This is a genomic window from Micromonospora andamanensis (assembly GCF_016863495.1).
Taxonomy (GTDB): Bacteria; Actinomycetota; Actinomycetes; order Mycobacteriales; family Micromonosporaceae; genus Micromonospora; species Micromonospora andamanensis.
In genome coordinates this window covers 17,482-42,593 of sequence record NZ_BOOZ01000054.1, presented here as the reverse complement: position 1 = coordinate 42,593, position 25,112 = coordinate 17,482, and the positions used below count along the sequence as shown (strand labels likewise).

The window sequence follows — 25,112 nt, the reverse complement described above, 5'->3', positions numbered from 1 at the left end:
GCCTTAGCCCCCGGGGATGGCCGTACAACTGCTGGCATTGACCTGTGACACCGACGACCCCGCGCGCCTCGCGGGCTTCTGGGGCGGGATGCTTCGCCGCGAGGCGGTCGAGGATGGCGACGGCCTGCTGTTGCCCGGCTCGCCGACCCAGGTCGGCCTCCGGTTCGTACCCGGCCCGCCGGCGGCCGAACACGCCATCCGGCTGCACCTGCACGTGACCAGCGCCAGCCTCGCCCACCAGCAGGACACGGTGGCGGCCGCGCTGGCGATCGGGGCCGAGCATGTCGGCGTCGGCCAGAGGCCCGATGAAGGGCATGTGGTCCTGGCCGATCCGGGCGGCAACTATTTCTGCGTCATTGAGCCCACCAGCACGTACCTGGCCGGCTGCGGCTTCTTCGGTGAGGTGGCCTGCGTGGGTACGCGCGACGTCGGCCTGTTCTGGAGCGAAGCGCTCGGCTGGCCGTTGGTGTGGGACTGGAACCAGGAGACGGCTGTACAGTCGCCGCTCGGCGGCACGAAGGTCGCGTGGGGCGGTCAGCCCCGCGCGCCGAAGGTGGCTCGCAGCAACCAGCGGTTCCTGCTCGCCACGGTCGGCGCCGATCTGCGCACGGAGATCGACCGGTTGATGTCGCTGGGCGCGACGCTAATCGCGGTCAACGAGGACGGATCAGCCGAGCTGACCGACCCGGACGGCAAGGAGTTCTGCCTACGGCCGGCCGGGTCTGGTCCCGGCCGAACGGGAGCCGGCGCAGGCGACCGACCCGCTGCTGCACTGGACCGCGTGACAACGGACCGCTGACACGCTGGGTCACTATTGACTTTTCAATGAGCGAGCCACCGCTTCGACGCGGCCGCTTGCCCTTGGCCTGAGAGTGGCTCGTGCACTCCGGCGACACCCACAGGATGTCGGTTGCCGGGCAGCGACGCGGGTCGGTCTGGGAGATGTCCGCGCAGTCGTGGTCGGCCTCAGGGTGGTTGGTGTTGTGCGTCTCCACCGCGAGCCGCCAATGGTTCGCGGCCATCCGCACCCGCACCCCCGGTACCAGCACGGCACCCGACGACGAACCGCCGGCACCGCAGAACAAATTGGTGATTGTCAGCATCAGCCCTCCACGGTCCCAGTCGGCAGAAACAGGTCGGGCACGCCAGCGCGCCCAGGTGTTCGGCCCATCCGGCGGAGACCTCGCACCAGCCGCGCCCGGCGTGCGGGTCGGCCGGGGCCGGGTCGGCCCGGCAGACCGGGGTGGTGGCCCAACTCCGGTCGGCGGTGAATACCAGCCGCCCGCCGCCGGTCGGGTTGCCCTCGGCGGTGCCGAGGACCGTGCGGGACGAGCGGTGCGCCAGCACGCCTGGCGTGATCCGGACGGGTGTGCAGACGATCAGCGCGGCGCTTTGGGCGTTGGTGAAGCGGACCGCCGTGCCGGCGACCGTGGCCCCGGTGTTGGTCTTGGTGGGCATGGTCGATCCCTCCGAAGTCAGTGGGTGGCTTCGCGGTGCCGGCGGGAGAGCTGGTTGTAGATCCACCGGCCGGCGCGTAGCCGGTAGCCGTGGTCGCAGCGGCGGCACGCGCGCGGCCGGCGCAGCACGCGGGTAGTGGTGCGGCCGGTGCCGGCACACCGCCGGCAGCGTGTGACCGGCTTGATCCAGCACAGCCCGGCGTAACCGAGCGTGGTCGGGGTGAGGATCGCGGCAAGGGTGATAGCGAGGGTCGAAGTCGGTCACAGCCATTCGTTGATCGCAGCGATGTGAACGGTGGCTTCGTATCGGACGGCGAGCTTGTCGAACCGGGTCGCGACAGCCCGGTTGCGCTTGAGGCGGTTGATGCCACATTCCACGGCGTGCCGCTGCTTGTACCGCCGCGGATCGGAGGCCGGGGGCCGGCCGCCCTTCGATCCGAGTTTGCGCCGGTTGGCGTCCTGGTCGGTCTTGGACGGGATGGTCGCGGCGATCCCGCGTCGACGTAGGTAGCGGCGGTTGGCCCGGGACGTGTACGCCTTGTCTGCCAAGACTCGGTCCGGGCGGGTGCGGGGCCGACCGGGCCCGAGGCGGGGCACCCGGATGCCGTCGAGTACCGCGGCGAACTGCGGGCTGTCCCCGCGATGCCCGGCGGTCAACACGATCGACAGCGGCTTCTTCCCCTGCTCGCAGGCCACGTGCAGCTTCGTGGTCAACCCACCCCGCGACCGCCCCAACGCGTGATCGGTCGGCTCGACCGCGACCCCGCCCGGCCGTTCGGCCTGCAGATCCCCCTTTTACGCGCCCCAGCAGCGTGCTGATGCGCCCGGGCGACCGACGAGTCCACTGACACGTCCCAGGTGATACGTCCGGCCGCGTCCGCGAGGGCCTGCAGCACGGTCAGGATCTTCGCCCAGGTCCCATCACGCTGCCAGCGGCGGAACAGCGCGTACGCCGCTGACCAGGACCCGTAGCACTCCGGCACGTCCCGCCACGGAGCACCGACCCGAGTCCGCCACCGGATCCCATCAATGAGCTGTCGCTTCGTCCATGTCGACGGCCGCCCCGGCCGACGCCCCGCGGGCAGCACTGGCTCCAGCGCCGCCCACTCGGTGTCGGTCAGGTCATGCCGCCTCGTCACCGCTACAGTGGCCACGAGGTCTCCGTGCTGATGGTCTCCTTCGTCGATGAACCATCTACCGGAGACCTCGCCATCTATCGATCACCGACGCGCCGGGACCCGCCACCCCTCACCGCAGGCGGACTTTGACACATGGGGCTCTGCGTAAGGTTACGTCCCCTACCCGGCCGGGGTTGATATTTGCCGCCGGCACCCCTCCATGGCCGGGCCGGTGAGCGTGTAAGGGGTGTAGGAGGTAGCAGTGGATGCTGAGGAATCATTCCTGGCGTACGTGCGGGGACGTACGGTGGCGCTGTCGCGGATCGCGTACCTGCTCACCGGCGATCAGCACGCGGCGGAGGACCTGGTGCAGGAGGCGCTGTTGAGCGTCGTCGGCCGGTGGCCTCGGCTCGTGCGCAACGGTGACCCCGACGCCTACGTACGAAAGACGCTGTACCACCGGTATATTTCGGACCGGCGTCGTCGGCTACCCCAGCCCTTTCCAACCGCGAATCTGCCGCAACGCGTGATGGCGGACCCGGCCCCGGCGGTCGCTCGCGGCGTGGTGGTGCGGGCTGCGCTGGCCCGACTGCCCCCCCGCCAGCGGGCGGTGCTCGTGCTGCGCTACTTCGAGGATCTGACAGAGGTACAGACGGCCGAGGTCCTCGGCTGTCGCGTCGGCACGGTCAAGAGCCAGACCCGCGATGCCCTGGCGCGGCTCCGGGTGATTGCCCCAGACCTCGCCATCGCTGCTGACCTACCCGAACCGGTCGGCTCTGTCTCGGAGGTGCCGTAATGACGGACGTGCTGCGCCAGGCCCTGGCCGAGGCGTCGGAGGAGATGCCAACGGCCCGCGTGCCAGCCGACCTGTGGCAGGCCGGCCAGCGCCGGCACCGCCGGCGCCTGGCCATTGGGGTGGCCGCGCTCGTGCTGGCGATCGTCGCGGCGGTACAGGTGGGGGTCACCGTGCTCGTGCGGACGCCGGAGCCGGCGCTGCAGGTTGCGGTGTCGAACGCGATGGTGCCTGCCCGGCTGTACAACCCGCACGCCTGGCAGGGCACCGTCCAGCAGTCCCCGAACGGGCCAGCTTCCTTGCTGTTCAGTGGCGGCGGCACGGGCACCATCGACATGCCGGGTGCGTTCGGCAGCAAGATCGCCGTGGTGGGTCGGGACGGCTCGTACCGGACGCTGCGGTACGGGCGTGCCTATATGCAGTCCGCGCAGGATGTGGTGCTGTCGCCGGACGGCCGCTACGTCGCGGGCGACACCTCCCTCGACGCCCGTCTCAGCAGCGGCAACAACTCCGAGATCACGATCGTGGACCTGACGAGCGGTGCGGTGCGCCGGTACACCGGCCTACCGGCCGGGCAGCCGGTCGCCTGGAGCTCCGACGGTACCCAGGTGGTGCTCCTACGGGACTCGACCTCGTCCGTTGGGCTCTGGCTGCTTGATCGGGCCAGCGGCCAGACCCGTAGCCTGCTCCAAGCCGACGGCACAATCCGCCGGGCGACGTTGCTGGCATTCTCACCCGACAGTCGGCAGGTCGCCGTGCAGGTCGACCGGTCGCTGATCGTGGTGGACACTGCGAGCGGCGCCAGCCGGGTGCTGGCGGACCTCGGTCCGCGGGGACGGCTGGCCGGTGCCGGGGCGTGGAGCCCTGCCGGTGACGGCATCGCGGCGTACACCTATGACGGCTGTGAGAACCGGTGTACTGACGCCGAACGCAACCAGCGGCGCTGGCGCCTCGGGTGGCTCGACCCGGTGACCGGGGCGGCGCGTCCACTCGCCCCGTCGACGAGCGGGTTCGATGATGTGGCCTGCGCGGCGGTGCGGATCGTGGGCTGGCAACGCAACGGCGACGCCGTGGTCCTGCGATACCTCGTGGAAGTGGATCCCAACTACGACGAGGCGACGGCAGACGACGGCCAGGACCTGACGTCATACCGGGAGGTGGGCAGCGTTGAGCTGCTCGCCCTGCATCCGGGCGGCGGCCAGACCAGACTGATCGAAACCCCGACCGACATCTGGGACATGGACGTCGCCCACGACTTGGTCACCAACGACCGGTTCGGCGGCCCATCACCCAAGCCGACCGCGTTCCCGGCCGCGCCGTGGCTGTACGGGGTGACCGTCACCATCACAGTGATCGTGCTGGGACCACTGACCGTACTTGGCTGGATGCTACGTCGGCGCAGACGTTCGGCACCGTGACCCACCACAACAAACACGACGAACACTGCCCACGCCGACGGAGGAACCGTCATGGCCCGATCACAACGAATGGACCACGAGACGGCCGACCGCATCAGCGTGGCCGCCTGCCGCGACCCTGACTCCCCGGAATGCGACCAGTGGCCTTGAGATCCGGGCACAGGAAGTCGCAGACCGCAACGAGCCGCCGGACCGGTACGACTACGACGACTACGACATTGAGTAGCCATATGTGCCCTGGACGCCCGTCGTGCCCTGACCGGCAACCGGTCGTATGAAAGTCGCTCCTGCCCGTGGATAGACCACTCGCCTGTGCGGCGTGGCCAGGACACCATTCTCGTAAGGTCCCAGATCTTGCACACAATGACATCGACGCCCTCGGTCATCACCGAATGCGAGACTGAACCGAGATCTACGCAGTCCCGAATCCGGGTGAGCGACTCGCTGGTACCGGACCGGTAGACGACGCCCATCTCGTTAGGTCGGCGTCGGGAAGCCCAGGCTCACCCCGCCGTGTGACGGCTGCACCCAGCGGGTCGTCACGACCTTGCCTCGCGTGAAGAAGTGCACACCCTCCACTCCGTGGGCGTGCGAGTCGCCGAACAGCGACGCCTTCCAACCGCCGAACGAGTAGTACGGCACCGGCACCGGCACCGGCACGTTCACGCCGACCATGCCGACCTGCACGTCCCGCGCGAACCGCCGCGCTGCACCGCCGTCGTTGGTGAACACAGCCGCGCCGTTGCCGTACTCGCCCGCCTCGACCAGCGCCAACGCCTCGTCGTAGGAGGCCACGCGCACCACGGACAGGACCGGGCCGAAGATCTCATCCGCGTACACCGGCATGTCGGGAGTGACGTGGTCGAACAGCGTCGGACCAAGCCAGAACCCGCCGGCGGAGCCATCCGGGACGACGTCGCGGCCGTCGACGACCAGCGTCGCGCCCGCCGCCACACCGGCGGCGACATAGCCCGCAACGCGGTCGCGGTGCTCGCGGGTCACCAGCGGCCCCATGTCACAGCCCCGGCGTCCGTCCCCGGTGCGGATGCCCGCCATACGGTCGCGGATACGCTCGACGAGGTCGTCGCCGACCGGGTCGACCGCGACGACCACCGAGATCGCCATGCAACGCTGTCCCGCCGAGCCGAACCCGGCGGAGACGGCCGCGTCGGCGGCGGCGTCGAGGTCGGCGTCCGGCAGGACCACCATGTGGTTCTTCGCGCCGCCGAGTGCCTGCACCCGCTTGCCGGCGGCGGTGGCCCGGCCGTAGACGTAACGGGCGACGGGGGTGGAACCAACGAACGACACCGACGCCACCCCGGGGTGATCGAGCAGCCCGTCTACAGCCTCCCGGTCGCCATGCAAGACCGTGAACACCCCGTCGGGAAGGCCCGCGTCGGACCACAGGCGCGCCAACAGGTTCGCCGCCGACGGGACCTTCTCGCTGGGTTTGAGCACCACCGCGTTGCCACAGGCGATCGCGACTGGCACGAACCACAGCGGCACCATGACCGGGAAGTTGAACGGAGCGATCACCGCTGTCACCCCCAACGGCTGGCGGATCGAGTGCACGTCGACGTCGGTGGAGACGTTCTCGCTGTGCGAACCCTTGAGCAGGTGCCCCAGCCCGCACGCGAACTCGACAACCTCCAGGCCCCGCTGCACCTCCCCCGCCGCGTCCGAGAGCACCTTGCCATGCTCGGCGGTGACCACCGCCGCGAGTTCTTCGCGGTGCGCCACGACCGCCTCCCGGAACGCGAACAGCACCCGGGTACGCCGGGCCAGCGACACCTCCCCCCACTCCCGGGCAGCCCGCGCGGCGGCGTCGACGGCGGCGGCGACCTCGACCGTCCCGGCGAGGTCGACCACACCCGTCACCCGGCCGGTCGCCGGTTCATGCACGTCGGCGGTACGTCCCACCTTTCCCGTCCACGGCTTGCCGTCGACGACGTGGGTGATCCGCACCGGTGTGTCACGCGTTTCCATGCCCCGCTCACTCATGCATCCAGCCCCACTCCGCTCGGACTCACCCTCGCGGGCGAGTGTGGTAAGGACGTACTCGCTCCCCCAGCGTTCCCCGTCGAGATCGTCGTGCGTGAACGGACGTAGGGTGAGCCGTTGGGTGTGACAGGCAACGACAGCCCGGACATCGGTTGGGACCTCCCTCTCGTCGGCTGCGCGGCAGCCTTGTCGATCATGTGTCGTGTCACCGCTAACCGGACTCAGTAACCGGACGGCCGGTCGGGATCGGACCTGTGCGTCTCGGTGCCGGTCAGCGGCGGATTGAACACACAGATCAAGCGCATGCCATCCGGTCCCGCCACCAGCCGGTGTTCCTCGCCCAGGTCGGGCGCGTAGAGGACGCCGGGTACGATGTCGTAACTGGCGTCGGCCGTCTCGACCCGCCCGCCACCCTCGACGCAGTAGCAGGACTCGAAGTGCCGGTCGAACCGTAGCGGCGTCGAAGTACCCGGGCGGACGTACGTGTCGGTCACCGTGTAACCGCGTCCGTCGGCCGCGACCACCAGCCGAACACTCGTTCCGTTACCCCAGTCGACGGCGCGCGGTGTGCCGTCGACCCGGTCGTAGGTCGTGTAGAGCATCTTCAGCTCCCTTCGGCGATGCGGCCGAGTGCCGCCAACGTCCGGTCGACCTCAGCCGGCCGGTGGTAGTGGACGAAGCCGGCACGGACCACTCCCTCAGTGGTGGACAGGCCGAGCGCGTTCAGCGTCTCGATGGCGTAGTTCGTGCCGGAGGAGACGTAAACGCCCTCGGCGGCGAGCTGGGTGGCCACCTCGGCCGGGCTGACCCCGTCGACACGGAGCGCAAACGTCGGCTCCCTGCCGGCTGCGGTCCGCTTGCCGAACAGCCGGATCCGGGGCAGCTCGGCCAGCCGCTCCAGGGCCTGTTCGGTGAGCACCCTCTCCAGTTGGGCGATCCGGTCGAACCCCAGCCGATCCAGGTAGTGCAGCGCCGCGGCGAGCCCGGCGACCGCCTCCAGAGGGGGCATGCCGGCCTCCCAGCGACGGGGTCCGGACGTCGGCGCAGGGCGCACCCGGTCCGGGGACAACGCATCAAGCAACTCCGGCCGTGCCGACATCACGCCCATGTGCGGGCCGAAGAACTTGTACGCCGAGCAAACCTGCACGTCGATACCTTCGGCGCGCTGGCGCAGCGGGAAGTGCGCCGCCGCGGCGACCGCGTCGGCGTACGTGACAGCACCGCAGGACCGGGCCGCCTCGACGAACGGCGCCGCCGGGACGACGGTGCCGAGAAGATTCGAAACCCGGGTGAACGCGATGACCCGGGTCCGCCCGTCCACCGCCCGCTCAAGCGAGCTGAGGTCCAGCTCGAAGGTCTCCGGATCCAGTGTCACGAACCGCACCTCGGCACCGGTGCGTTCGGCCACCGCCAGCCACGGGGCCACATTCGCCTCGTGGTCAAGCTGAGTACAGACAATGCCGTCGCCCGGCCTGAGTCGCGCCTCCAACGCCCGCGCGAACCGCCAGGTCAGTGTCGTCGCGTTCGGACCAAACACCACGCCCGCGGGGTCGGCGTCGACGAAGCGACCGAACGCCCCCCGAGTGGTGGCGAGCATGTCCGCCGACCCCACGGACGCCGGATAGACCCGGTTCGGATTGGCGTTGCCGTGCCTCTGGTAGGCCGCCATGGCCGCGATCACCGACTCCGTCACGTGGGTGCCACCCGGCGCGTCGGCGTGCACCGCCAGCAGGCCGTCCGGTCCCGGATCGTCGAGCCCCGGAAAGCGTTCCGGCAGGTCGACGCCATTGTCAAGCAGATCTGACATCCCGATGTCTCATTCCCTCCGGTTTGACATGATCACCGCATGGAACCGGAGCTCCGGCAGATGCGGTACTTCGTCGCGGTCGCGCAGAGCCTGAACTACACGCGTGCCGCCGACGCGCTGCACATCGCTCAGCCGGCCCTGTCCAAGCAAATCCGCCAGCTGGAGCGGACCCTGCGGGTACAGCTGTTCGACCGCACCAGCCGACGGGTCGTGCTCACCGACGCCGGGCAGGCCCTGTTGCCGTACGCCACCCGCATCCTGGCCACGGTCGCTGACGCCCAGACGCACATGGGCGACCTGAGCGGCTCCGCGGAGGGGCGGGTGACGGTGAGCGCCCAGCAGTCGCTGAACGCGTCCGGCATGCTGCCGCGGGTACTTGTGGAATTCCACGAGCGGTACCCGGGCGTCGATGTCGAGCTGCGCGAGGAGTTCGCCGCGCCGACAATCGCCATGCTCGCCGACGGTCGGCTCGACCTGGCGCTGGCGATGTTCGACGAGACCTGGCCGCGCGCCGAGGACATGACCGTCGAGCCACTGTTCGACGAGGAACTGGTCTTCGTCGTCGGGCCCGGGCACCGGCTGGCCGGCTCGTCCGTCGCGTTGCGGCAGCTGTTGCTCGAGCCGTTCGTGGCGTTCAACCAGGGCGCCGGGCTGCGCCAGATTCTGGAGCGGACCTGTGCCGACGCTGGTTTCCAACCGCGCATCGGGTACGAGAGCGGCGCGACCGGCAGCGTGCGGGCGCTTGCCTCGGCCGGACTCGGCGTCGCATTGCTGCCGCGACCGGTTGTCGACGTCGACGGCCCGCCGTTGGCACCGTTGCGGACCGATGTCGCCCTGCGACGCACGATCTCCCTGATCCGGGCTTACGAGCGGTACCAGTCGGCCGCCTCGCGGGCACTGGTCGACCTGATCCGCGATCGGCTCAGCCACGGCTGAGCCGATCTCCCACGGCGAGGATGCTCGCCTCGGTGCCTGGCGGTCCGATCACCTGCCGAGGTCCGTCGGACGTCGGCACGGCGAGCGCCGGCCAGCCGAGCGCGTTGACGATCGGCGTGATGCTCAGCAGCCGGTCGGACGTGTGCAGTGTCCGGTCCCGGTAGTCGCGCAGCACCTCCTCGACGGTCGGCGCGTCGCCCGGGAAAACGGGCAGCACCAGCAGGTGAAACCCGGCCAGCGACCGGACGAAGTCAATCCGCCACCGGTGCAGGACGGCGCGTGCCATCGCCACGTCGCCGACCGGCTGCGAGAGCTTCACGTGCAGGTCGTCGCCGTACTCGCCGGGGTGCCGGGTCGCCCGTTCGTGGTGCAGCCGGTAGCTCTGCTCACGGAACACTGTCCAGTGGTCGTCCGCCGGGAACGGCGGCAGCCGGACGTCGTCCGCGGTGGCCACCCGCACGTTCCGCGTCGGAGGCAGCTCCGGGATGTCCAGGACCCGCTGCAGTACGTCGACCGAGCGCGCCAGGTATCCGATGGAGTCGTGCTGCGGGGCCAGCGGGTGGACGCCAGTCATCGGCACTGCGCCGTGGGCGCACTTGAACCCGAATACGCCGCAGCAGGCCGCCGGGATGCGCACCGAGCCGGCGGTGTCGGTGCCGACCGCGACATCGCACATCCCGGCCGCGACCGCGACCGCCGAGCCGCCACTCGACCCGCCGGGGGTGCGATCCCGGTCGCCGGGCACACGCATCAGCCCGTAGTGCGGGTTGTAGCCGCTGACACCGTACGCGAACTCGTTGAGGTTGGTCTTGCCGACGACGATTGCGCCCTCCTTCTCCAGCCGGGCAACGACCGGGGCGGTCAGTGTCGGCACGTGGTACCGGTAGCGCGGTGACCCGTACGTGGTGCGCAGTCCTGCGGTGTCGACGAGGTCCTTGACGGCCAGCACGAGTCCACGCAGTCGGCCGCCCGGCTCCCTGGCCGCCCGGCGCAGCGCGGCGTCGGGGTCGACGGTGATGAAGGCGCCCAGGTCGGGGTCAACTTGTTCGAGGGCGGCAATGACCCGGGCGCGCGCGCTGTCAGTCATGGCCGATCGTCGCCAGGAAACGGCGGGTCCGGGCGTTCTCCGGCGCCTCGAACACCTGTGTCGGCGGGCCCTCCTCGACAATCCGGCCCTGATCCATGAACAGCACCCGGTCGGCCATCCTGCGTGCGAAGCCCATCTCGTGGCTGACCACCACCATGGTGAGCCCCTCGGCGGCGAGCGTTGTCATCACCTGGAGCACCTCGGTGACGAGCTCCGGGTCGAGCGCGGAGGTCGGTTCGTCGAACAATACGATCTCGGGCTCGTTGGCCAGGGCGCGGGCGATGGCGACGCGCTGCTGCTGCCCGCCGGAGAGCTGGTGCGGGAACTTGTGCGCGTGGTCGGCCATGCCGACCTTGCGCAGCAGTTCGAGCCCGTACGCCACCGCGTCGGCGCCGCCGACCGTGCCGAAATGGCGGGGGGCGAGCAGCACGTTGTCAAGCGCAGTGAGGTACGGGAATAGCTCGAAGCGCTGGAAGACCATGCCCACCCGCCGACGCCGAGCGGCCAGTCGGCGCTCGGGTTCGGAGTGCGGCTCGCCGCCGTTCAACCGGTAGCCGAACGGCTCACCGTCGAGCAGCACGATGCCGTCGTCAGTGGTCAGCAGCCGGTTCAGGCAGCGCAGCAGTGTCGACTTGCCGGAGCCGGACGGCCCGATGAGCACGCACACCTCGCCGCGGCGCACCGCAAGGTCGACGCCGTCGAGCACGAGCCTGCCCCCGAGCTTCTTGCGCACGTCGCGAGCTTCCAGCACGACAGGCCCGAACTGCTTGGCGGATGCGAGCGGCGGGGTTACCGGTACCGGACGGACGGCGGACGGCGCACTGGCTGGTGGCCGCCGGTCGCGTCGTACGTCGAGGCGGTGCTCCAGGAACGCCTGTACGCCGGAAAACAGCGAGACCATGGCCAGGTAGAACACGCCGATCACGGACAGCGTTTCCAGGATCAGGAAGTTCCCGCTGTAGATGCGCTGCCCCTCCAGGGTTAGCTCGACGAACGAGATGACCGAGACCAGGGACGTGTTCTTGAGATTGGAGACGTACTCGTTGCCGAGCCCCGGTATCGCCACCCGGAATGCCTGCGGCAGTACCACGAAGCGTTGCAACGGTACCGCCCCGAATCCGAGAGCTCGCCCGGCGTCGCGTTGCTCCGGGCTGACCGCCGACAGGCCACCGCGGTACACCTCGGCCATGTACGCGCTCCCGCTCAGTACCAGCGCGACGAGGCCGGCATTGAACGGGTCCGACAGGAAGCCCTGAGAGGCCGGGATTGCCTGCGGTACCGCGTTGTAGATGAAGATGATCAGGAGGAGCAATGGTACGCCGCGGAAGAACCAGACGTAGCCGGCGCCCGCGCCACGGCTGAGGCGGGTACGAGAGGTCTTCAGCAGCGCCATGCCGAGGCCCAAGACGCCGGCCAACAGCCAGCTAAGCGTAGCGAGCCACAGCGTGTTCCCGGCGGCGATCCAGACGCGTTCGTCGGCGAACAGACCGAGCGCGTACCGCACGTCGAAGCGCAGTATCTCCATCAGTACAGGGGTCCCGCGAGCGCCCTGGATACCAGTTCCTGATCCGGCTCCTGCAGCCCGTACTTGTTCAGGAGGGTGCGCAGTTCACCGGAGACGCGCAACTTCGCGATCGCTTCCTCGAAGGCCCTCTTGACCTCCGGCCGGTCCTTGCGCACGCCGATACCCGCCGGAACTGGGAACAGTGGTGCCGGATTGGACACGACGAGGTTCAGCTCCGGCAGTTTCTCGGCCCGGTACAGCACAATCGAGTGGTTGGTGAAGAAGACGTCCGCACGTCCGTCGGCCACATCTTTTGTGGCCTCCACGTCGGACGGGAAAGACTTCACCTCCAGCGGCTGGCCCTTGCCGCGACAGTCCGCGGTGAGCTTGCCGGTCGCCATCCGCTCCTCGAAACCGCCGGCCAGTACGGCGACCTTACGACCGCACAGCTCCTCCGCCGCCTTGGGCTGGAAACCGTTGTTCTTACGCACCAGGAAGCCCGAGCCGGTCTGGGCGTACGGCACCAGGTCGATCACCTTCGCCCGTTCCTGAGTGATGTAGAGGACCGAGACGACCGCGTCGTATCGTCCGGCCTCCAGCCCCGGCACCAGCGAGGCGAAGCGGGCGTCCACCGCGTTGAGCCTCAGGCCCATCAGTTCGGCCACGGCCTTGTCGAACTCGACGTCGAAGCCCCGCTGCTTGCCGTTCTCGACGTAGTCGAACGGCGGACCCTGGAAGTCGGCCGCCACAGTCAACGTGCCGGGTTTGACCAGCGTCCCAGGCGGCTTCACCTCAGCTTCGGCAGCCGCGTCCGGGACTGAACTACCACCTCCGCAGGCCGTCACAAACAGCAGCACCACCGCCGACAGCCACATCGCACGACGCATGACTCTTCCCCTTCCACCTGCCCGTCAGTCTCGGGTGGCGGGGATCGCATCGTCCAATACCGCATCGGACTGGCACTTATAACACACCCGCATCATTCGGCGGACCCCCGGCGTCATGCACACTGATCATCCCGCAGCCCTTGGTCCCGGTCAGCCGAGGTCAACGTCCCCGGCTGGAGTACTACGCCGAGGGCCCTTGGTCCCGCCGTAGCCGCTCCTCCTTCCGCGCCCACGCCGCCCGCCGATCCATGCCGATCCGGGAGCGCAGCAGCGGCTCGACCGACTGGAGGCCGACGACCGGATTCACCACGTTCACCCTGAATGGCCCACGGCCAGGCCACGTGGTCCGCCCGCTCGAACCTGAGCAGGCGGACCACGACATTGAACCGCCCCGGATCTTGTAGAGACTTTGCGAGCGGCAGGATAGGCCCGGCCTGCGAACAGGGCCGGGCCTATCCTGCGGCGCGGGTCAAAGCCAGCAGCGGGCCGAGGGCGTCGATAGCCCGGTGAGCGGCGGAGTGCGATACCCGAACAACGGTCCGATCTGCCGCATCGTCAGGTTCGTTCGCCAGTATGCGGCGACCAGCACCCGGTCGGCCAAGTCGAGAGCCCTCAATGAAATGTTTGGCTTCTGCCGGACACGTGCTTGGTAACAGGGCGTACCCGCCCAGCACTGACCGACGGAACTAGGAGCCACGTTTGGCACGCGCCGCACCCACTTCTTCGAACGGCGATATCGCCGCTAGTTTCGAGCGCTTGTATCGGGCCTGCTACCGGGATCTGCTCGGTTTCGTTCTGCGCCGTGTCGATCGACCAGAGGCTGCCGCGGATGTGGTGGCCGACACCTTCCTGGTTGCCTGGCGACGGTTTCACGAGATCCGGCCGGATCAGGCAAGGCCATGGCTGTTCGGGGTGGCACGCAATGTGATGGCGAACCATCACAGGGCCGACCGGCGCTCGGCGGGCCTCGCCGAGCGCCTGCGTCAGGAACTCACTCGGGTCACCCCTGTGGAGCCGGAGGTACCGGACGAGATCAGGCGGGCGTTCCGCTCGCTGCCGGAGGCCGACCAAGAACTGCTTCGACTGGTGGCCTGGGAAGGGCTCGCGGCGGACGAACTGGCGTTAGTACTTGGCTGCACAGCGAACGCTGCCCGCATCCGCCTACACCGCGCCCGGCGCCGGTTCGCCGCGGCGCTGCGTGAGCCGTCACTCAACAGGTAATCAAGGAGACACGGCCATGACCGAACCCGACAGCCACCAGGATCACGTGATTCGGCTGCTCGCTCCCGTGCATCACCTCCCGCCTTCGGCGCAAAGCCCGTCCGGCGACGCCGCCACCACACTTCTGAAGGGCATCATGCAAGACTTCGAGACCACGACTGCGTTGCCGGTCAGGCGCGCCTCCTGGATTGCCCGGCATCGCCGGCTGGCCATCGCGGTGCCGACGGTAGCCGCGGTAGCTGCGCTGGCATTCGGCATTAGTGCAGTACTCCCCGGCGGCTCCGGATCCGTCGGACCTGCCCCCGCACAGGCAGATGCGCTGCAGATCACCAAGGACGACAGGTACATCAACATCAAGATCAAGGACCCCATCGCCGACCCTCAGCGCTACCGCCAAGAACTTTCCAAGTACAACCTCAACGTCGAGCTGACCCTGGTGCCCGCCACGCCTGATCACGTCGGGAAGGTCATCTTCTCGGAAGTCGGTGACTCCGCCGGTGGTCTTGAGTACATCGAGGCGCCAGGTGACTGCACCGCCAACGGCAACTGCTCGGTCGGCATTAAGGTCCCAATGACCTTCACGTCGTATGCGAAGATCGTCATCGGCAGGACCGCCAAACCCGGCGAACACATCGAAGGCGGCTCTGCAGAAAACGACGCGCAGGCGCGGGAACTGGTCGGAAAGACTGTGGCGGACGCCCTCAAGATCCTCGCGTCAAAGGACCAGGCCGCCAGCTACCGCGTGGGCTGGGAGTCAATCGAGGTGCCGGCCGAGAACGTACCCACCCACTGGATCGTCTACGACTCGGCGCCGTTGTCGAACAAGGTCGTCGCTCTGTGGGTCTCAGTAGACGGCAAGGAGCCGAAGAACTCCAACCCGTCCGACAGTGGGCCGGCGCCTCAGCCCGTTCAGCCCACCAGCACGCCTTAATCAATAAGCGCCGCGAGGCGGCCACGCACCGGCACCGGGACAATCCCGATGCCGGTGCGTGGCCGCTATGACTGCCGCCAGCACCTCCATCGCCTCCCAGACCACAACATCGCCCGATTAAGGACGGCCGGCGGCTGCCACGCTGCCAGCTATAGAGCGACCGAAGAACATTTGACGTGAGGCCTTGGTTCACGGCGGCTCCAGCCCAATAGCCACCGGGAAGGCACAACTTCGTGTCGCTTTCTACGCCAGAGCAGGTTCAAGCATTGTGTGTCGATGGTCTGCGGCCCGACGTCGTCGATCCGGCCGGCACTGCCGCCCCTCATCAACTGCAGTCAAGGCCACGGCGCACACTCCGTGACTGGAGCCCCGAACCCAGGAGGCTTATCGAAGGTAGCCTTTTCATGCTCGGGCTTGCGGTTCTGCTGATAACTCAGGAACACCGGTTGATGGGCGATGGATTGGCCCGCTACCAGGCCCTTATCGACCTGCTAGGCCATCAGCGGATGCCCGACACCGCCTATTCCATGATCGGCCCACTGTTCGCCGCGCCGCTATGGATCCTCAGCCAATACACCGGCAACACTGAGGGGTTGCTCGGCAACTATAATCCACTCCTGTTCTGCCTGATGCTCGGCGCCTTTTACCTGATGCTGCGCCGCCATGTCGATGCGGGCTTGCTGCGCCGATTTCTCCTCATCCTGACTACTGGCAGCATGATCGCTCCGCATTTGGCGGACTTTTACGGGGAGACGTTCACCATGAGCACAGTGGGCGTCGGACTGCTGGCCCTAGCATTGCGCCGTCCGCCTAAAGGTATCCGGGCGGGCGCGTGGGCGCTGATCGTGCTCGGGGTGGCAAACACTCCCGCCTCCATAGTCGGATTAGCATTCGTTGCATGCCTCGAATCTGTCCGGCGCCGACGCATCGGCCCGATGGTGTCCTTGTTCGCGGCAGTGGCTCTCATCGTCGGCGAATCCTGGCTGCGACGCGGCGGTCCATTCGTTACTGGATACACCGACAACCATGGGGCCGAAACGATTATGCCCTACTCGGGGCATTCCGGTTTTTCCTACCCGTTCACCCTCGGGCTGCTAGCAATCGTGTTCTCCTTTGGAAAGGGTCTACTCTGGTTTACCCCCGGCCTGTTCCTGCCAGTCCGACGACGATTGTCTGCAGCGTCCAAGACGGGCTCGGCCATCGACCTGGGGTACGCCTGGCTACTGTGGACGACATTCACGGTTGGCCTGGTCGTCATATACGCACGGTGGTGGGCATGGTATGGCGGAATGTACTGGGGCCCCCGCTTCTTCCTCATCGCAATCTTGCCCGCTGCGCTTGGTCTTGCGGTTTGGTTGGGCGATCCGCGGGCCAGTCCGATCCGGACCGTCATCACCCTGGGCCTGCTCGCAGTGTCGGTGTGGGTGGCCAGTAACGGCCTCGCTTTCGGCGACCTTTGGGCATGGACCTGCTACCAGGACGGATACCGGCTGGAAGCACTGTGCCACTTCACCCCAGAGTTCAGCCCGCTGTGGTATCCGCTGGTCGCACGGCCGGACCTGAGCCCTAGTCAACAACTCCAACTAATGCTGCACGCCGCGGTCCTGCTATGGCTTGCCGCACCGCTCGTGACGCGCCTGGCGCAATACGCTCGCGCTTTAACCCGGAGCCTGTCTGCGCGGCTTGACTTGAAGACCTGGCGCTGGTGATACCGTCAGGTGCCAGGTCGGCAGCAGCTTCGCCTCTGGGTCGAGATCGGGTTGGCGTCGCAGCAATGAGATGCTTCTGTAACTGTCAAGTGGTGCTGGTAGCTGGTTGGGCGTCGTTGAGGGTTCGGAAGAGTTGCCTGCTGATGTAGCGCTTGAGGTTGCGCATGACCTCGCGTTTGGTGCGGCCTTCGGCTGGGTAGCGCTTGTTCCTGGACGGGCTGAAGTACCAGGATCGCGGTGATCTGCTGGTGCCCTCGATGTCGACCTGGTCGATTGACGCCTGCAGCTGGGTTTGCTGGGAGGCTACGGCGTGTCGGATGACGCTGCGGTGGCCGCCCGTCCGCTGGCGCCCACATCGACAGGTCAGCCCGGCCGGGCGGATGCCGCCGGCCGGGCTGAACTGTCATGTCGGGTTTAGTAGGCGTAGGCCCGGGTGATGGTCTGGGTTACCGAGTTGCCGGCATCGTCGGTTGCGGATGCCCGAATTGAGGCGAAGCCGTGTGCCTGTGGATGTCTGACATGCGCGGTCCGGTTCAGGCCGAACCCGGTCAGGCGTACGGGTTGCCACGTGGCGCCGTCGTTGTAGGAAACCTCAACGGCCAGTGTCCGCAGCGTCCCGTACGACGCAGTCGCCTGTCGTTGTATCGAGACTGGGAAGGAGAAGTGGCCGATGGGTGCTCGGTTGCTGGCGTCCAGTTTCGGGGCGAACCGTACGACCATTAGCGGCAGAGCCACGGGCGTGTCGGTGGTGGCCGCGGACCGGAAGTTCCATGCCGTCTCGACGCGCGTCGACAGCGATGATACCGACCGGTTCGCCACTGATTCGAGGCGATAGGCTGCCGGTTCTTTCGGTACGGTGAACTCGCCGTAGCCGGGGCTGTCGCTTTCCCCCATCCTCTCGCCGTCGCGGTACAAGGTCAGCCCGCCCGAGTCGACTACCGAGTAGCCAGCGTGGTCTGCGCCTTGGTCGGTGTGGATGGGCAGGTCGAGGTAGATCTGGTTACCGGTACGTTCCGCCATCGGCAGCGGCCTCGAGAACTTGGGCAGCGCGGGTCCGAAGACGCCCATGTTCCACTGCTCCGTCCCGTTGTCGCCGCGCTCGTAGCGGCGCTCGCCGGTCAACCGGCCGAGCTCCCCGTATGGCAGGGACGGGTCCGGAGACAGTGCGACGATTCGCCCCCAGGTTACCCCTGGCGTGAAGTAACTAGTCACGGTCGCGGGCGCGGTCAGAACGACACGAGCGCTGTCGACGGCGACAGTTTGGTTAGGGCCTGTCGCGGCCACGTGCGTTCGGCTTAGCGCCAGATCACTATCGGCAACCCTCCATTTCAGATCGGGCGGAACGTGCCCGTCCACGTTCCGGTAAATGTGATACAGGTAGGGGGTGCCGGTGAATCCCCCGGATCCGTCCGGTTCGGCGAGTAGCCGATTCATCTCGAACGTGAACTGTCCGGCGGGCGCGGTCTGCGTCGACGGCTTGATCAGGGTGTCTTCCATTGAGCCCCCGAACAATGCAAAACCGATGCTCCCCCAGCTCGTGGTCCGCGTGGCGGCTATCGCCGTGGCGACTCCTCGTGCGGTGGCACGATCCACCTCGGGCCCGAACGGGCGACCCTTGCGGGCGTCGATGGAGATCGTGGCATCTTCGGTAACGTCTACCTGCGGCTCGACGAAGATCGTTCTGGCCTCCGGTGACGCCGGGTCCTCTGAGACGCTCGCCTCGAAGAAGTGGCGGCCTTTCGGCAGCCGAACCACGACAGTGCCCGACGGGTCATACGCTGAGCACACCTGCGCATCGTCAAGGGAGACGAAGCGGTAGAAGTAGTCCGAGGTGGGCTGGCCTGCGCGGTTACGGAAGGTCAGAGTCAGGTCGTAGCTTTCTCCCTCGCGTTCGACGGCGACCGGCGTCCGCACGGTGGTGGCTGGGCCCTCGGTGCTGGTGGCCAGGAGTATGCCGCCCCAGACGCCATCCACGGCGTCGACTCGGGTGTCAACGGTGAGAATGACCGATGCCTCACCACCGGCCGGTACGGTCACACGCTGGCTGTTGAGTGAGAACATTCCCTCAGGCGCCGCCGCTCCCGCCGGGCCGCGAGCGTCCACGGCGAGGGTGAACGTCATGGCTGTCTCAGTGACGTTCCGATAGGTGATGGTCTTTGCGATCGGGGCGTCGTCGTTGTGTGGCCATCGCACGAGCCCGTAACCGAGGCTGACCGGTTCAGCGTGCACTCCCTGCCTCGTTGCTCGGGCAAGGTCGAGCCGGCCGGCGCCCTGCGCGTACGACGAGTGTTCACCAGTCCCAACCGTACTGGCCATGAGCAGCGCCTTGATCTCTGGCGCCGCCAGCTCGGGGTGCTGTGCGGCGAGGACAGCGGCGGCACCGGCGACATGCGGCGCGGCCATGGACGTTCCCGAAGCCTTCGTATAAAGACCATCGACCGGGATGCCCATAGCCGAGCCTTCGGCCCGGGCGGCGACGATGCCCACCCCAGGTCCCGTTAGATCGGGCTTGATTAATCCATCCGTGCGAGGTCCTCGGCTGGAGAACTCTGCGATCTCATCCTGCTTCGATACTGCGCCGACGGTCAGCGCGGCGTCCGCCACACCAGGGCTACCGATCGAGCCGGCCGCGGGGCCGCTGTTTCCTGCGGCGGCGACGAACAGGGTGTTCGACTGCGCGGTCAACCGATTGACGGCCTGGGACACCTCGTCCCTACCGTCATTGGGCGGCATGCCGCCGCCGAGGCTCATGTTGACCACATCGGCACCCTTGCTGGCAGCCCATTCCATACCGGCGATCAACGCCGACTCGCTACCCCCGCCCCAATCGTCAAGCACCTTGACGTTGAACAGGCGGGCATCGGGCGCTACACCAACGTGTCGGCCGGCCGAGGCCGCACCGTCGCCGGTGATGGTAGATGCAACGTGCGTGCCGTGGCCGTGCCGATCACGCGTACCGGATGCACTTCCCGAGAAGTCCACCGACTCAATCACCGCGCCGGCCAGATCGGGATGGCTGTCGTCGATGCCGGTATCGAGCACCGCCACCGTCGCGCCCGCACCCTTATGCCCGGCCGCCCAGGCGGCAGGTGCACCCACCTGCGGCACGCTGTCCGCGAGTGCAGCCCGGATCGGTCCGTCCAGCAGAATCCGCGACACCTCGCCTCCCAGCCGCGCCGCCCCAGGTCGGCCTCCCAGGGACATCCAGAAGGCGCCGACCCGATCTTTGCCGGCGTGCACCGCGAGGCCGTTCACGCTGGGCAGTTCACGGCTGATCCTGGCCCCGGCGGCCGAAACCTGCTTCCGGGCCGCCAACCGCGCGGTGCTCTTCGACACCACGATCAGCGGTACGTCGGCACGGGCACGATCATCGTATCCATGATCGATCAAGGCAGACACCGCGAACAGCCGAGAATCGACCGCACCGGCGGCCACCAAGGGCGCCAGGTCAGCTGGCAGCACAGACAGCGCCCCCTTGATGCGCCTACTGAACAGCGGCACATCCTCGCGCCCCCTGGCCGGCTTGACCTCTACAAGTTCGTCTCCCGCCGGCTCCTCCCGAACGAGAAGCCGGTCACCAGTCACCAACGTGAGCCACCGCTGGTTAGCCGAAACAGCCCCGGTGGCCCCGCTCAGTTCACCGGCGGCCGAGGCAGACCCAGACTTGCCAATACCTGATGTGAGCAGTAGCAGAACGGTCGATGCCAACGCAATGAACCGGATTGCGCGTTGTCGCTTCACCCAACCTCCACGGATCCGACAAACGGAGGCGTTGCGCCTCGTCCCGACATCCATGTCCGAACCGGCCGTTGTATTTCGCGCACGACTCGATTCGTCGGGAGACCCGGGAGAGCATCACCAAGTACTGCTGAACGCCCATGCTTCCCCGACGATGCCGGTCCCTTCCCTCTGTAGCCACGTAAGGGTTCAGCATGTTCCTCCCGCTCGCAGAGGGAGGTCGTCGCGGGTGGCGCAGGCCCTTTCGATGCTGGCGGTGCTCGGTGCAGTCGACGGTGGCGGCGGATCCGCGCATGCGACCGCTGCGAACGGCCGTATGTGGATCGTACGAAGGGTGTCACCCGCCGCCGTTGCGCTGGCCACGTTGAGCACCGCAGCGCGTCGCCGGACGGTCCGTCACGACGGCCGTCGACAACCGAGTGACGAGCATACTGGTGCGGTCGCGGTGTCGGCAGAACGTGGCGGAGGCACTCAGCCAGGCTCCCGCCGGCCGGGACGCCGGCACTCGATCACCTTCGGGGCTGTGGACCTGCGGTCGGTGGCTGCGGTCCATAGCTGCGCCATGCCCACGAGCGACAGCGGCGCTGCCGGGTAGGCGACACGGAGCTGACGTGTAACCGGGGGCTGCAAGCCTGGCTCAGAAGCTCGCATTGCGGAAGGAGATGACCGATGGCCCCTCTCTGGTGGCGATACAAGCTGTGACTGGGCGTTTGGATGTTGTTCGTGAGTGGTTGACGGGGTTCGGTAGGCCCGGTGGCTGGCCGCTACGTCGGTCGTGTTGCGGCTCCTGACACCGTTCGCCCCGCTTGATGCCGTTGCGATATGCCAGGTTGATGCCGCAGATCGTGTCTGGTTCCGAGGTAACCGGAGATCGTCGGACTGTGGGTGCGATTGCCTACTCGGCATCCACAGTAGATCTATCGAATGGTTGAGCGACCCGCCTATCCGTCCGATCTGTCCGACGCCCGCTGGGCGCTGATCGCACCGCGACTGATCGCCTGGCGTCAGGCCCGCACCGACGCGGGGATCGGCGGACGCACCGCCACCCACGACCTGCGCGAGATCGTCAACGCCATCCTCTACGTCAACCGCACCGGCATCGCCTGGCGCTACCTACCGCACGACTTCCCGCCCTGGCAGACCGTCTACGGCTACTTCACCGCCTGGACAGGCGACGGCATCTTCACCCATCTCAACTACCAGCTCACCGGCCTGGCCCGCACCAAGGCTGGCCGCGCGGCGCAACCCTCAGCCGCTGTGATCGACACCCAAAGCGTGAAGACCTCCACCAACGCGCCCCTGCCCACGCAAGGCATCGACGCCGGCAAGAAAATCGTCGGCCGCAAACGCGGCATCATCACCGACACCCTCGGCCTGCTGCTCGCCGTCGTCGTCACCGCGGCCAGCACCAGCGACAACACCATCGGCATCGACCTTCTCAACCAGGCCACGACAACCCACCCGATCCTGGCCAAGACCTGGGTCGACGCCGGCTTCAAGAACAAGGTCATCGAACACGGCGCCGCCCTCGGCATCGACGTCGAAGTCGTCGCCAAAGACCCCCAAATCAAGGGATTCTCCGTGGTAAAACGCCGCTGGGTCGTCGAACGCACCCTCGGCTGGATCATGCAACACCGGCGCCTCGCCCGCGACTACGAAGCCCTGCCCGACAACTCCGCCAGCATGATCCGCATCGCGATGATCGACAACCTCACCAAACGTATCACTGACGAAACCACCCCAACCTGGCGAGACACCTGAAGGCAGCATCACTCGCAAAATACGTGAATCAGACGCCCTCTGAGAGCCGCTGCGGAGACCCATCCCTTCAGGGGCGGGTCTCCGCCAGTGGGCCCGGCCGGCGAACAGGGCCGGGCCCATCCTGCCGCGCGAACGATGCAGGGCCAGTTGTGGTGCTGCTGTTATTGAATGATTCGGGTGTTCATGGTGCTGCCTGGCACTCCGCCCATGTTGGTTTCGAAGGCGGGAACGGGCGTGCTCGCGAGGGTGGTTCCGTCGGCGGCGAGTGCGGTGACGGTTGCGGGTTGATTTGGTGCGACGGTGGTGGTGCCGGAGCCGGATGCGTCGAGGGTGACCGCGGTCGGGGCGCCGTCTCGGACGGTGATGGTGGCGGTGGCGGTGCCCGGTGGGGTTACCACGATGACGCGGTCGGTTCGCGTGTCCTTGCCCTCGGCGCGCATCCGCCATGCGATCGGTCGTTGTGCGGCGCCGTCAGCGGGTAGCAGCAGCCGAAGGTCGGTTCGCCAGCCGGTGTCGTCGCCGTGCATGGCGTAGGCGATGACGCCACCCCCCTTGGGTTGGATGGTGAACAGCGCGGCCGGTTTGTCGTTGATGCTTCCCGACCAACGCAGGCGGATCGTGACGTCCTGAGCTGACAGCCGGCTGTCACGCAACGCGGAACCGACGAACACTGCCAGGACTGCCCGGTCTATGACGGGTCCTTGTGCGTCACGGACGGCGACGCTGAGCATCTCGTCGGTCGGCTCTTGACTGGCCGACATGTCGGCATCTCCGGACCAGCCGCCACCGATTTCCCCGTCGTGGATGACGGTGTCACCGTTCGTAACCCGAGCGGTGAGCGCGGGCCCCCCGACAGTTCTAGCCGGTGGCACCGCCGCGACGCCGACGCCGGTGCCGGTCGACGAGGAAAGCTGACGGTGCTCCACGACGCCCTTCGGCGAGTAGCCGGTAAAGCTGCTGATCGTCACGGTGGAACCTGCAGGTCCGACGACAACCGCGACACCACCATCGGTTGCGTCGCTTTCCATCCACGTCGCTACCGCAGTGTCAGCGCCTTGGTTGCCGCCCTGTTCCATCTGTTCCGGCTCGGCCCCGGGTGGACCGATGAACCAGATGAGTTCTGAGGCGGTGATGACGCCCAGGCGTAGCGGCACGACGACCAGCGCCACGCGCCGACCGGGCACGTCACTGGCATAGGCGACGTGGATCGCGTCACGATCGGTGATTCGCCACAACCCTTCCGGGTCCTGAAGGTCCTTGACCTGTCCCCGCAAGCCATCCAACCAGGCCCGGTCGGCGGCGAGGCTGCCCCGCGTAGGCCCCTCGGCCAAAGGCGAAGCCGACGAGGCGACGGCAATACCAGGAATCCATCCGGGTAGGGGAATCAGGTTCGTCTGGATACCGACGGCGGCGACCAGGAGCCCGGCGACCACGCCGGCACGGACCCGACGTGAGCGGCGATGGGCGCCCTCACGCTGGACGAAGCGTGGCCACGGATCCTCCGCCACAGCCAACGCGTCAGCCTCCGCCAGGAGATCCTCACGAAGCTTGAATTCAAGATCACTGGTCATGCTTGACCTCCCTGCAGGCTTGTCTCAAGAAGCGTGGACGCCGGTTCTAAATCGGCTCGGAGCCGACCGAGCCCTCGCGACGCCTGGCTCTTGACCGTCCCGGTCGAGCAGCCGAGAACCCGGGCGATGTCCGCCTCACTCAGATCTTCGAAGTACCGCAGGACGAGCACCGCTCGCATCCTCGGCGGCAGCCGACGCAGCGCCACCAACAGCTGATGCCGGCTCTCTGCCCGTTCGTAGGCGTCGGGCGCTCGCATAGCGTCAGTCTCCAGGAGCGGCACCTCGGGCACTCGGCGGCGTCGCCGCCACGAAACCGCGGTGTTGACCATCGCCCGACGGACATAAACAGTCGGTGCGTCCTTACGATGGATCCGAGCCCACCTCCTGTGGGTCTTCTCCAACGCCGACTGCACCAGGTCCTCAGCGGCCCCCCTATCTCCGGTCAGCAGGTAAGCCAGCCGGGTCAACGGCCCCCACTGCTCCAAGACGAACTCGCGAAACTTCTCCTCATCCTCACCCGGCACAACTGCCCCACTTCGTCCACCACGCTCGTTCTCGCATGGCAGGTAAGACGCTTCCTGCCCCGCACCAGGTTGAGTGGAAGGCACCGGAAACTCACACCAAGGTCAAGAGTGGCGGCCACCTGGCTGGCGCAGCCTCGCCCAGGTCGAACTGGCCACCTCCGAGTGGGTCGACTGGCACAAACCAGCGCCTCATCTCCGCGCCATCGGGCACGCCCCACCAACGAGTACGAGTCAACGTTCTACGCTCAACCCCAGCCCCGCGAGCTGCTCGGAGTGAACAGGTGAGTCTCCACAGAACCCGGGGCGGTTCACTGCTCAGCTGTCGGGACGTCCGGAAGATCCATCTGCAACTGCCACCTGGTCCCGTTCATTCGTACCTACCTGGACCCCTGGACTCATACGCCGACGCGCCGTTACGGCGAGCTCGGAATCCTCGACAGCTCCTCCGCTCCGGCCCGGCAGCCGACCTCGACGCCGGGCCGGATCGCGGGGCAGATCGAGACGATGAGACGTGAGCACAAGTGGTCAGCCTCACGCATCGCCTTCGAACTGCGCGGCGATGGCACGCCCGTCAGTCAACGCACGATCACTCGGCTGCTCGCAAAGCTCGCCTTGAACCGGCGGAAGTTCATCAACCCCAAGCGGCGAG

At 67.5% G+C, this 25,112-nt stretch carries 19 protein-coding genes and 2 pseudogenes; 8 read left to right on the top strand and 13 right to left on the bottom strand.

The window, feature by feature from the left end; genetic code table 11:
• The first annotated feature begins 16 nt into the window (after window positions 1-16).
• Window positions 17-799: a VOC family protein gene (locus tag Van01_RS28650; RefSeq protein ID WP_204014133.1), complete on the top strand. Its 783-nt coding sequence runs from the start codon at window positions 17-19 to the stop codon at window positions 797-799.
• A 121-nt stretch (window positions 800-920) separates the two neighbouring features.
• On the opposite strand, the pseudogene Van01_RS28645 reads toward Van01_RS28650, so the two are convergent.
• Window positions 921-1,103 (bottom strand): annotated as a pseudogene (locus tag Van01_RS28645) (DNA cytosine methyltransferase); the annotation flags it as partial.
• Between the two features lie 615 nt (window positions 1,104-1,718).
• Window positions 1,719-2,596 (bottom strand): IS5 family transposase gene (locus Van01_RS28635; RefSeq protein ID WP_204014137.1). Its coding sequence is split into 2 segments (ribosomal slippage): window positions 1,719-2,200 and window positions 2,200-2,596, totalling 879 coding nucleotides; the frame shifts between segments, so codons are not numbered across the junction.
• A 241-nt stretch (window positions 2,597-2,837) separates the two neighbouring features.
• Between Van01_RS28635 and Van01_RS28630 the strand changes: the two genes are divergently transcribed.
• Both Van01_RS28630 and Van01_RS28625 read left to right on the top strand, forming a co-directional pair.
• A complete protein-coding gene (locus Van01_RS28630) occupies window positions 2,838-3,371 on the top strand; it encodes a SigE family RNA polymerase sigma factor (protein ID WP_204014131.1) in 534 nt (177 codons plus the stop codon).
• Window positions 3,371-4,786 (top strand): WD40 repeat domain-containing protein, encoded by a 1,416-nt coding sequence (locus tag Van01_RS28625; protein ID WP_204014129.1) that lies wholly within the window; start codon window positions 3,371-3,373, stop codon window positions 4,784-4,786. The genes Van01_RS28630 and Van01_RS28625 overlap by 1 nt, the downstream gene beginning before the upstream one ends.
• Before the next feature lie 477 nt (window positions 4,787-5,263).
• Here the strand turns inward: Van01_RS28625 and mmsA are convergent, their stop codons facing one another.
• From mmsA to Van01_RS28610, 3 genes are all read right to left on the bottom strand, one after another.
• On the bottom strand, window positions 5,264-6,772 hold the full coding sequence (mmsA, locus tag Van01_RS28620; RefSeq protein ID WP_204014126.1) for a CoA-acylating methylmalonate-semialdehyde dehydrogenase: 1,509 nt from the start codon (window positions 6,770-6,772) through the stop codon (window positions 5,264-5,266).
• A 236-nt stretch (window positions 6,773-7,008) separates the two neighbouring features.
• Window positions 7,009-7,389: an ectoine synthase gene (locus Van01_RS28615; RefSeq protein WP_204014123.1), complete on the bottom strand. Its 381-nt coding sequence runs from the start codon at window positions 7,387-7,389 to the stop codon at window positions 7,009-7,011.
• 2 nt (window positions 7,390-7,391) lie between these two features.
• Window positions 7,392-8,594 carry an aminotransferase class V-fold PLP-dependent enzyme gene (locus tag Van01_RS28610; protein WP_204014120.1) on the bottom strand — a complete coding sequence of 401 codons (1,203 nt, stop codon included), beginning with the start codon at window positions 8,592-8,594 and terminating at the stop codon, window positions 7,392-7,394.
• A gap of 39 nt (window positions 8,595-8,633) precedes the next feature.
• On the opposite strand from Van01_RS28610, the gene Van01_RS28605 reads away from it, so the two are divergent.
• Window positions 8,634-9,530, top strand: a complete 897-nt coding sequence (locus Van01_RS28605; RefSeq protein ID WP_204014117.1) for a LysR family transcriptional regulator — start codon at window positions 8,634-8,636, stop codon at window positions 9,528-9,530.
• On the opposite strand, the gene Van01_RS28600 is transcribed toward Van01_RS28605, so the two are convergent.
• From Van01_RS28600 to Van01_RS28585, 5 genes and pseudogenes are all read right to left on the bottom strand, one after another.
• On the bottom strand, window positions 9,517-10,617 hold the full coding sequence (locus Van01_RS28600; RefSeq protein ID WP_204014114.1) for an amidase: 1,101 nt from the start codon (window positions 10,615-10,617) through the stop codon (window positions 9,517-9,519). The two genes, Van01_RS28605 and Van01_RS28600, sit on opposite strands and share 14 nt — an antisense overlap.
• Complete coding sequence (locus tag Van01_RS33950) at window positions 10,610-12,142, bottom strand: amino acid ABC transporter permease/ATP-binding protein (RefSeq protein ID WP_272491677.1); 1,533 nt, start codon at window positions 12,140-12,142, stop codon at window positions 10,610-10,612. The genes Van01_RS28600 and Van01_RS33950 overlap by 8 nt, the downstream gene beginning before the upstream one ends.
• Window positions 12,142-13,008: an ABC transporter substrate-binding protein gene (locus Van01_RS28590; protein ID WP_204014111.1), complete on the bottom strand. Its 867-nt coding sequence runs from the start codon at window positions 13,006-13,008 to the stop codon at window positions 12,142-12,144. The genes Van01_RS33950 and Van01_RS28590 overlap by 1 nt, the downstream gene beginning before the upstream one ends.
• 181 nt (window positions 13,009-13,189) lie before the next feature.
• The gene (locus tag Van01_RS33580) at window positions 13,190-13,315 is read right to left on the bottom strand and encodes a hypothetical protein (protein ID WP_275410414.1); all 126 of its coding nucleotides are present in this window, start codon (window positions 13,313-13,315) and stop codon (window positions 13,190-13,192) included.
• Window positions 13,316-13,478: 163 nt separating this feature from the next.
• Window positions 13,479-13,618: pseudogene (locus tag Van01_RS28585) on the bottom strand (helix-turn-helix domain-containing protein); the annotation flags it as partial.
• A gap of 89 nt (window positions 13,619-13,707) precedes the next feature.
• On the opposite strand from Van01_RS28585, the gene Van01_RS28580 reads away from it, so the two are divergent.
• The 3 genes from Van01_RS28580 to Van01_RS28570 all read left to right on the top strand — a co-directional run bounded on the left by Van01_RS28580 (window position 13,708) and on the right by Van01_RS28570 (window position 16,869).
• Window positions 13,708-14,229, top strand: coding sequence for an RNA polymerase sigma factor (locus Van01_RS28580; protein ID WP_204014108.1), 522 nt, complete (start codon window positions 13,708-13,710; stop codon window positions 14,227-14,229).
• Window positions 14,230-14,245: 16 nt separating this feature from the next.
• A complete protein-coding gene (locus Van01_RS28575) occupies window positions 14,246-15,160 on the top strand; it encodes a hypothetical protein (protein WP_204014105.1) in 915 nt (304 codons plus the stop codon).
• A 404-nt stretch (window positions 15,161-15,564) separates the two neighbouring features.
• Window positions 15,565-16,869, top strand: a complete 1,305-nt coding sequence (locus tag Van01_RS28570; protein WP_204014102.1) for a hypothetical protein — start codon at window positions 15,565-15,567, stop codon at window positions 16,867-16,869.
• A gap of 414 nt (window positions 16,870-17,283) precedes the next feature.
• Here Van01_RS28570 and Van01_RS28565 read toward each other — a convergent pair whose 3' ends face one another.
• Complete coding sequence (locus tag Van01_RS28565) at window positions 17,284-20,610, bottom strand: S8 family serine peptidase (RefSeq protein WP_204014099.1); 3,327 nt, start codon at window positions 20,608-20,610, stop codon at window positions 17,284-17,286.
• Between the two features lie 921 nt (window positions 20,611-21,531).
• Here Van01_RS28565 and Van01_RS28560 point away from each other — a divergent pair.
• Complete coding sequence (locus tag Van01_RS28560) at window positions 21,532-22,368, top strand: IS5 family transposase (protein WP_204014096.1); 837 nt, start codon at window positions 21,532-21,534, stop codon at window positions 22,366-22,368.
• A 161-nt stretch (window positions 22,369-22,529) separates the two neighbouring features.
• Here the strand turns inward: Van01_RS28560 and Van01_RS28555 are convergent, their stop codons facing one another.
• Together Van01_RS28555 and Van01_RS28550 are read right to left on the bottom strand one after the other, a co-directional pair.
• The gene (locus Van01_RS28555) at window positions 22,530-23,939 is read right to left on the bottom strand and encodes a hypothetical protein (RefSeq protein WP_204014094.1); all 1,410 of its coding nucleotides are present in this window, start codon (window positions 23,937-23,939) and stop codon (window positions 22,530-22,532) included.
• On the bottom strand, window positions 23,936-24,463 hold the full coding sequence (locus Van01_RS28550; RefSeq protein WP_204014091.1) for a SigE family RNA polymerase sigma factor: 528 nt from the start codon (window positions 24,461-24,463) through the stop codon (window positions 23,936-23,938). The genes Van01_RS28555 and Van01_RS28550 overlap by 4 nt, the downstream gene beginning before the upstream one ends.
• Between the last annotated feature and the right edge of the window lie 649 nt (window positions 24,464-25,112).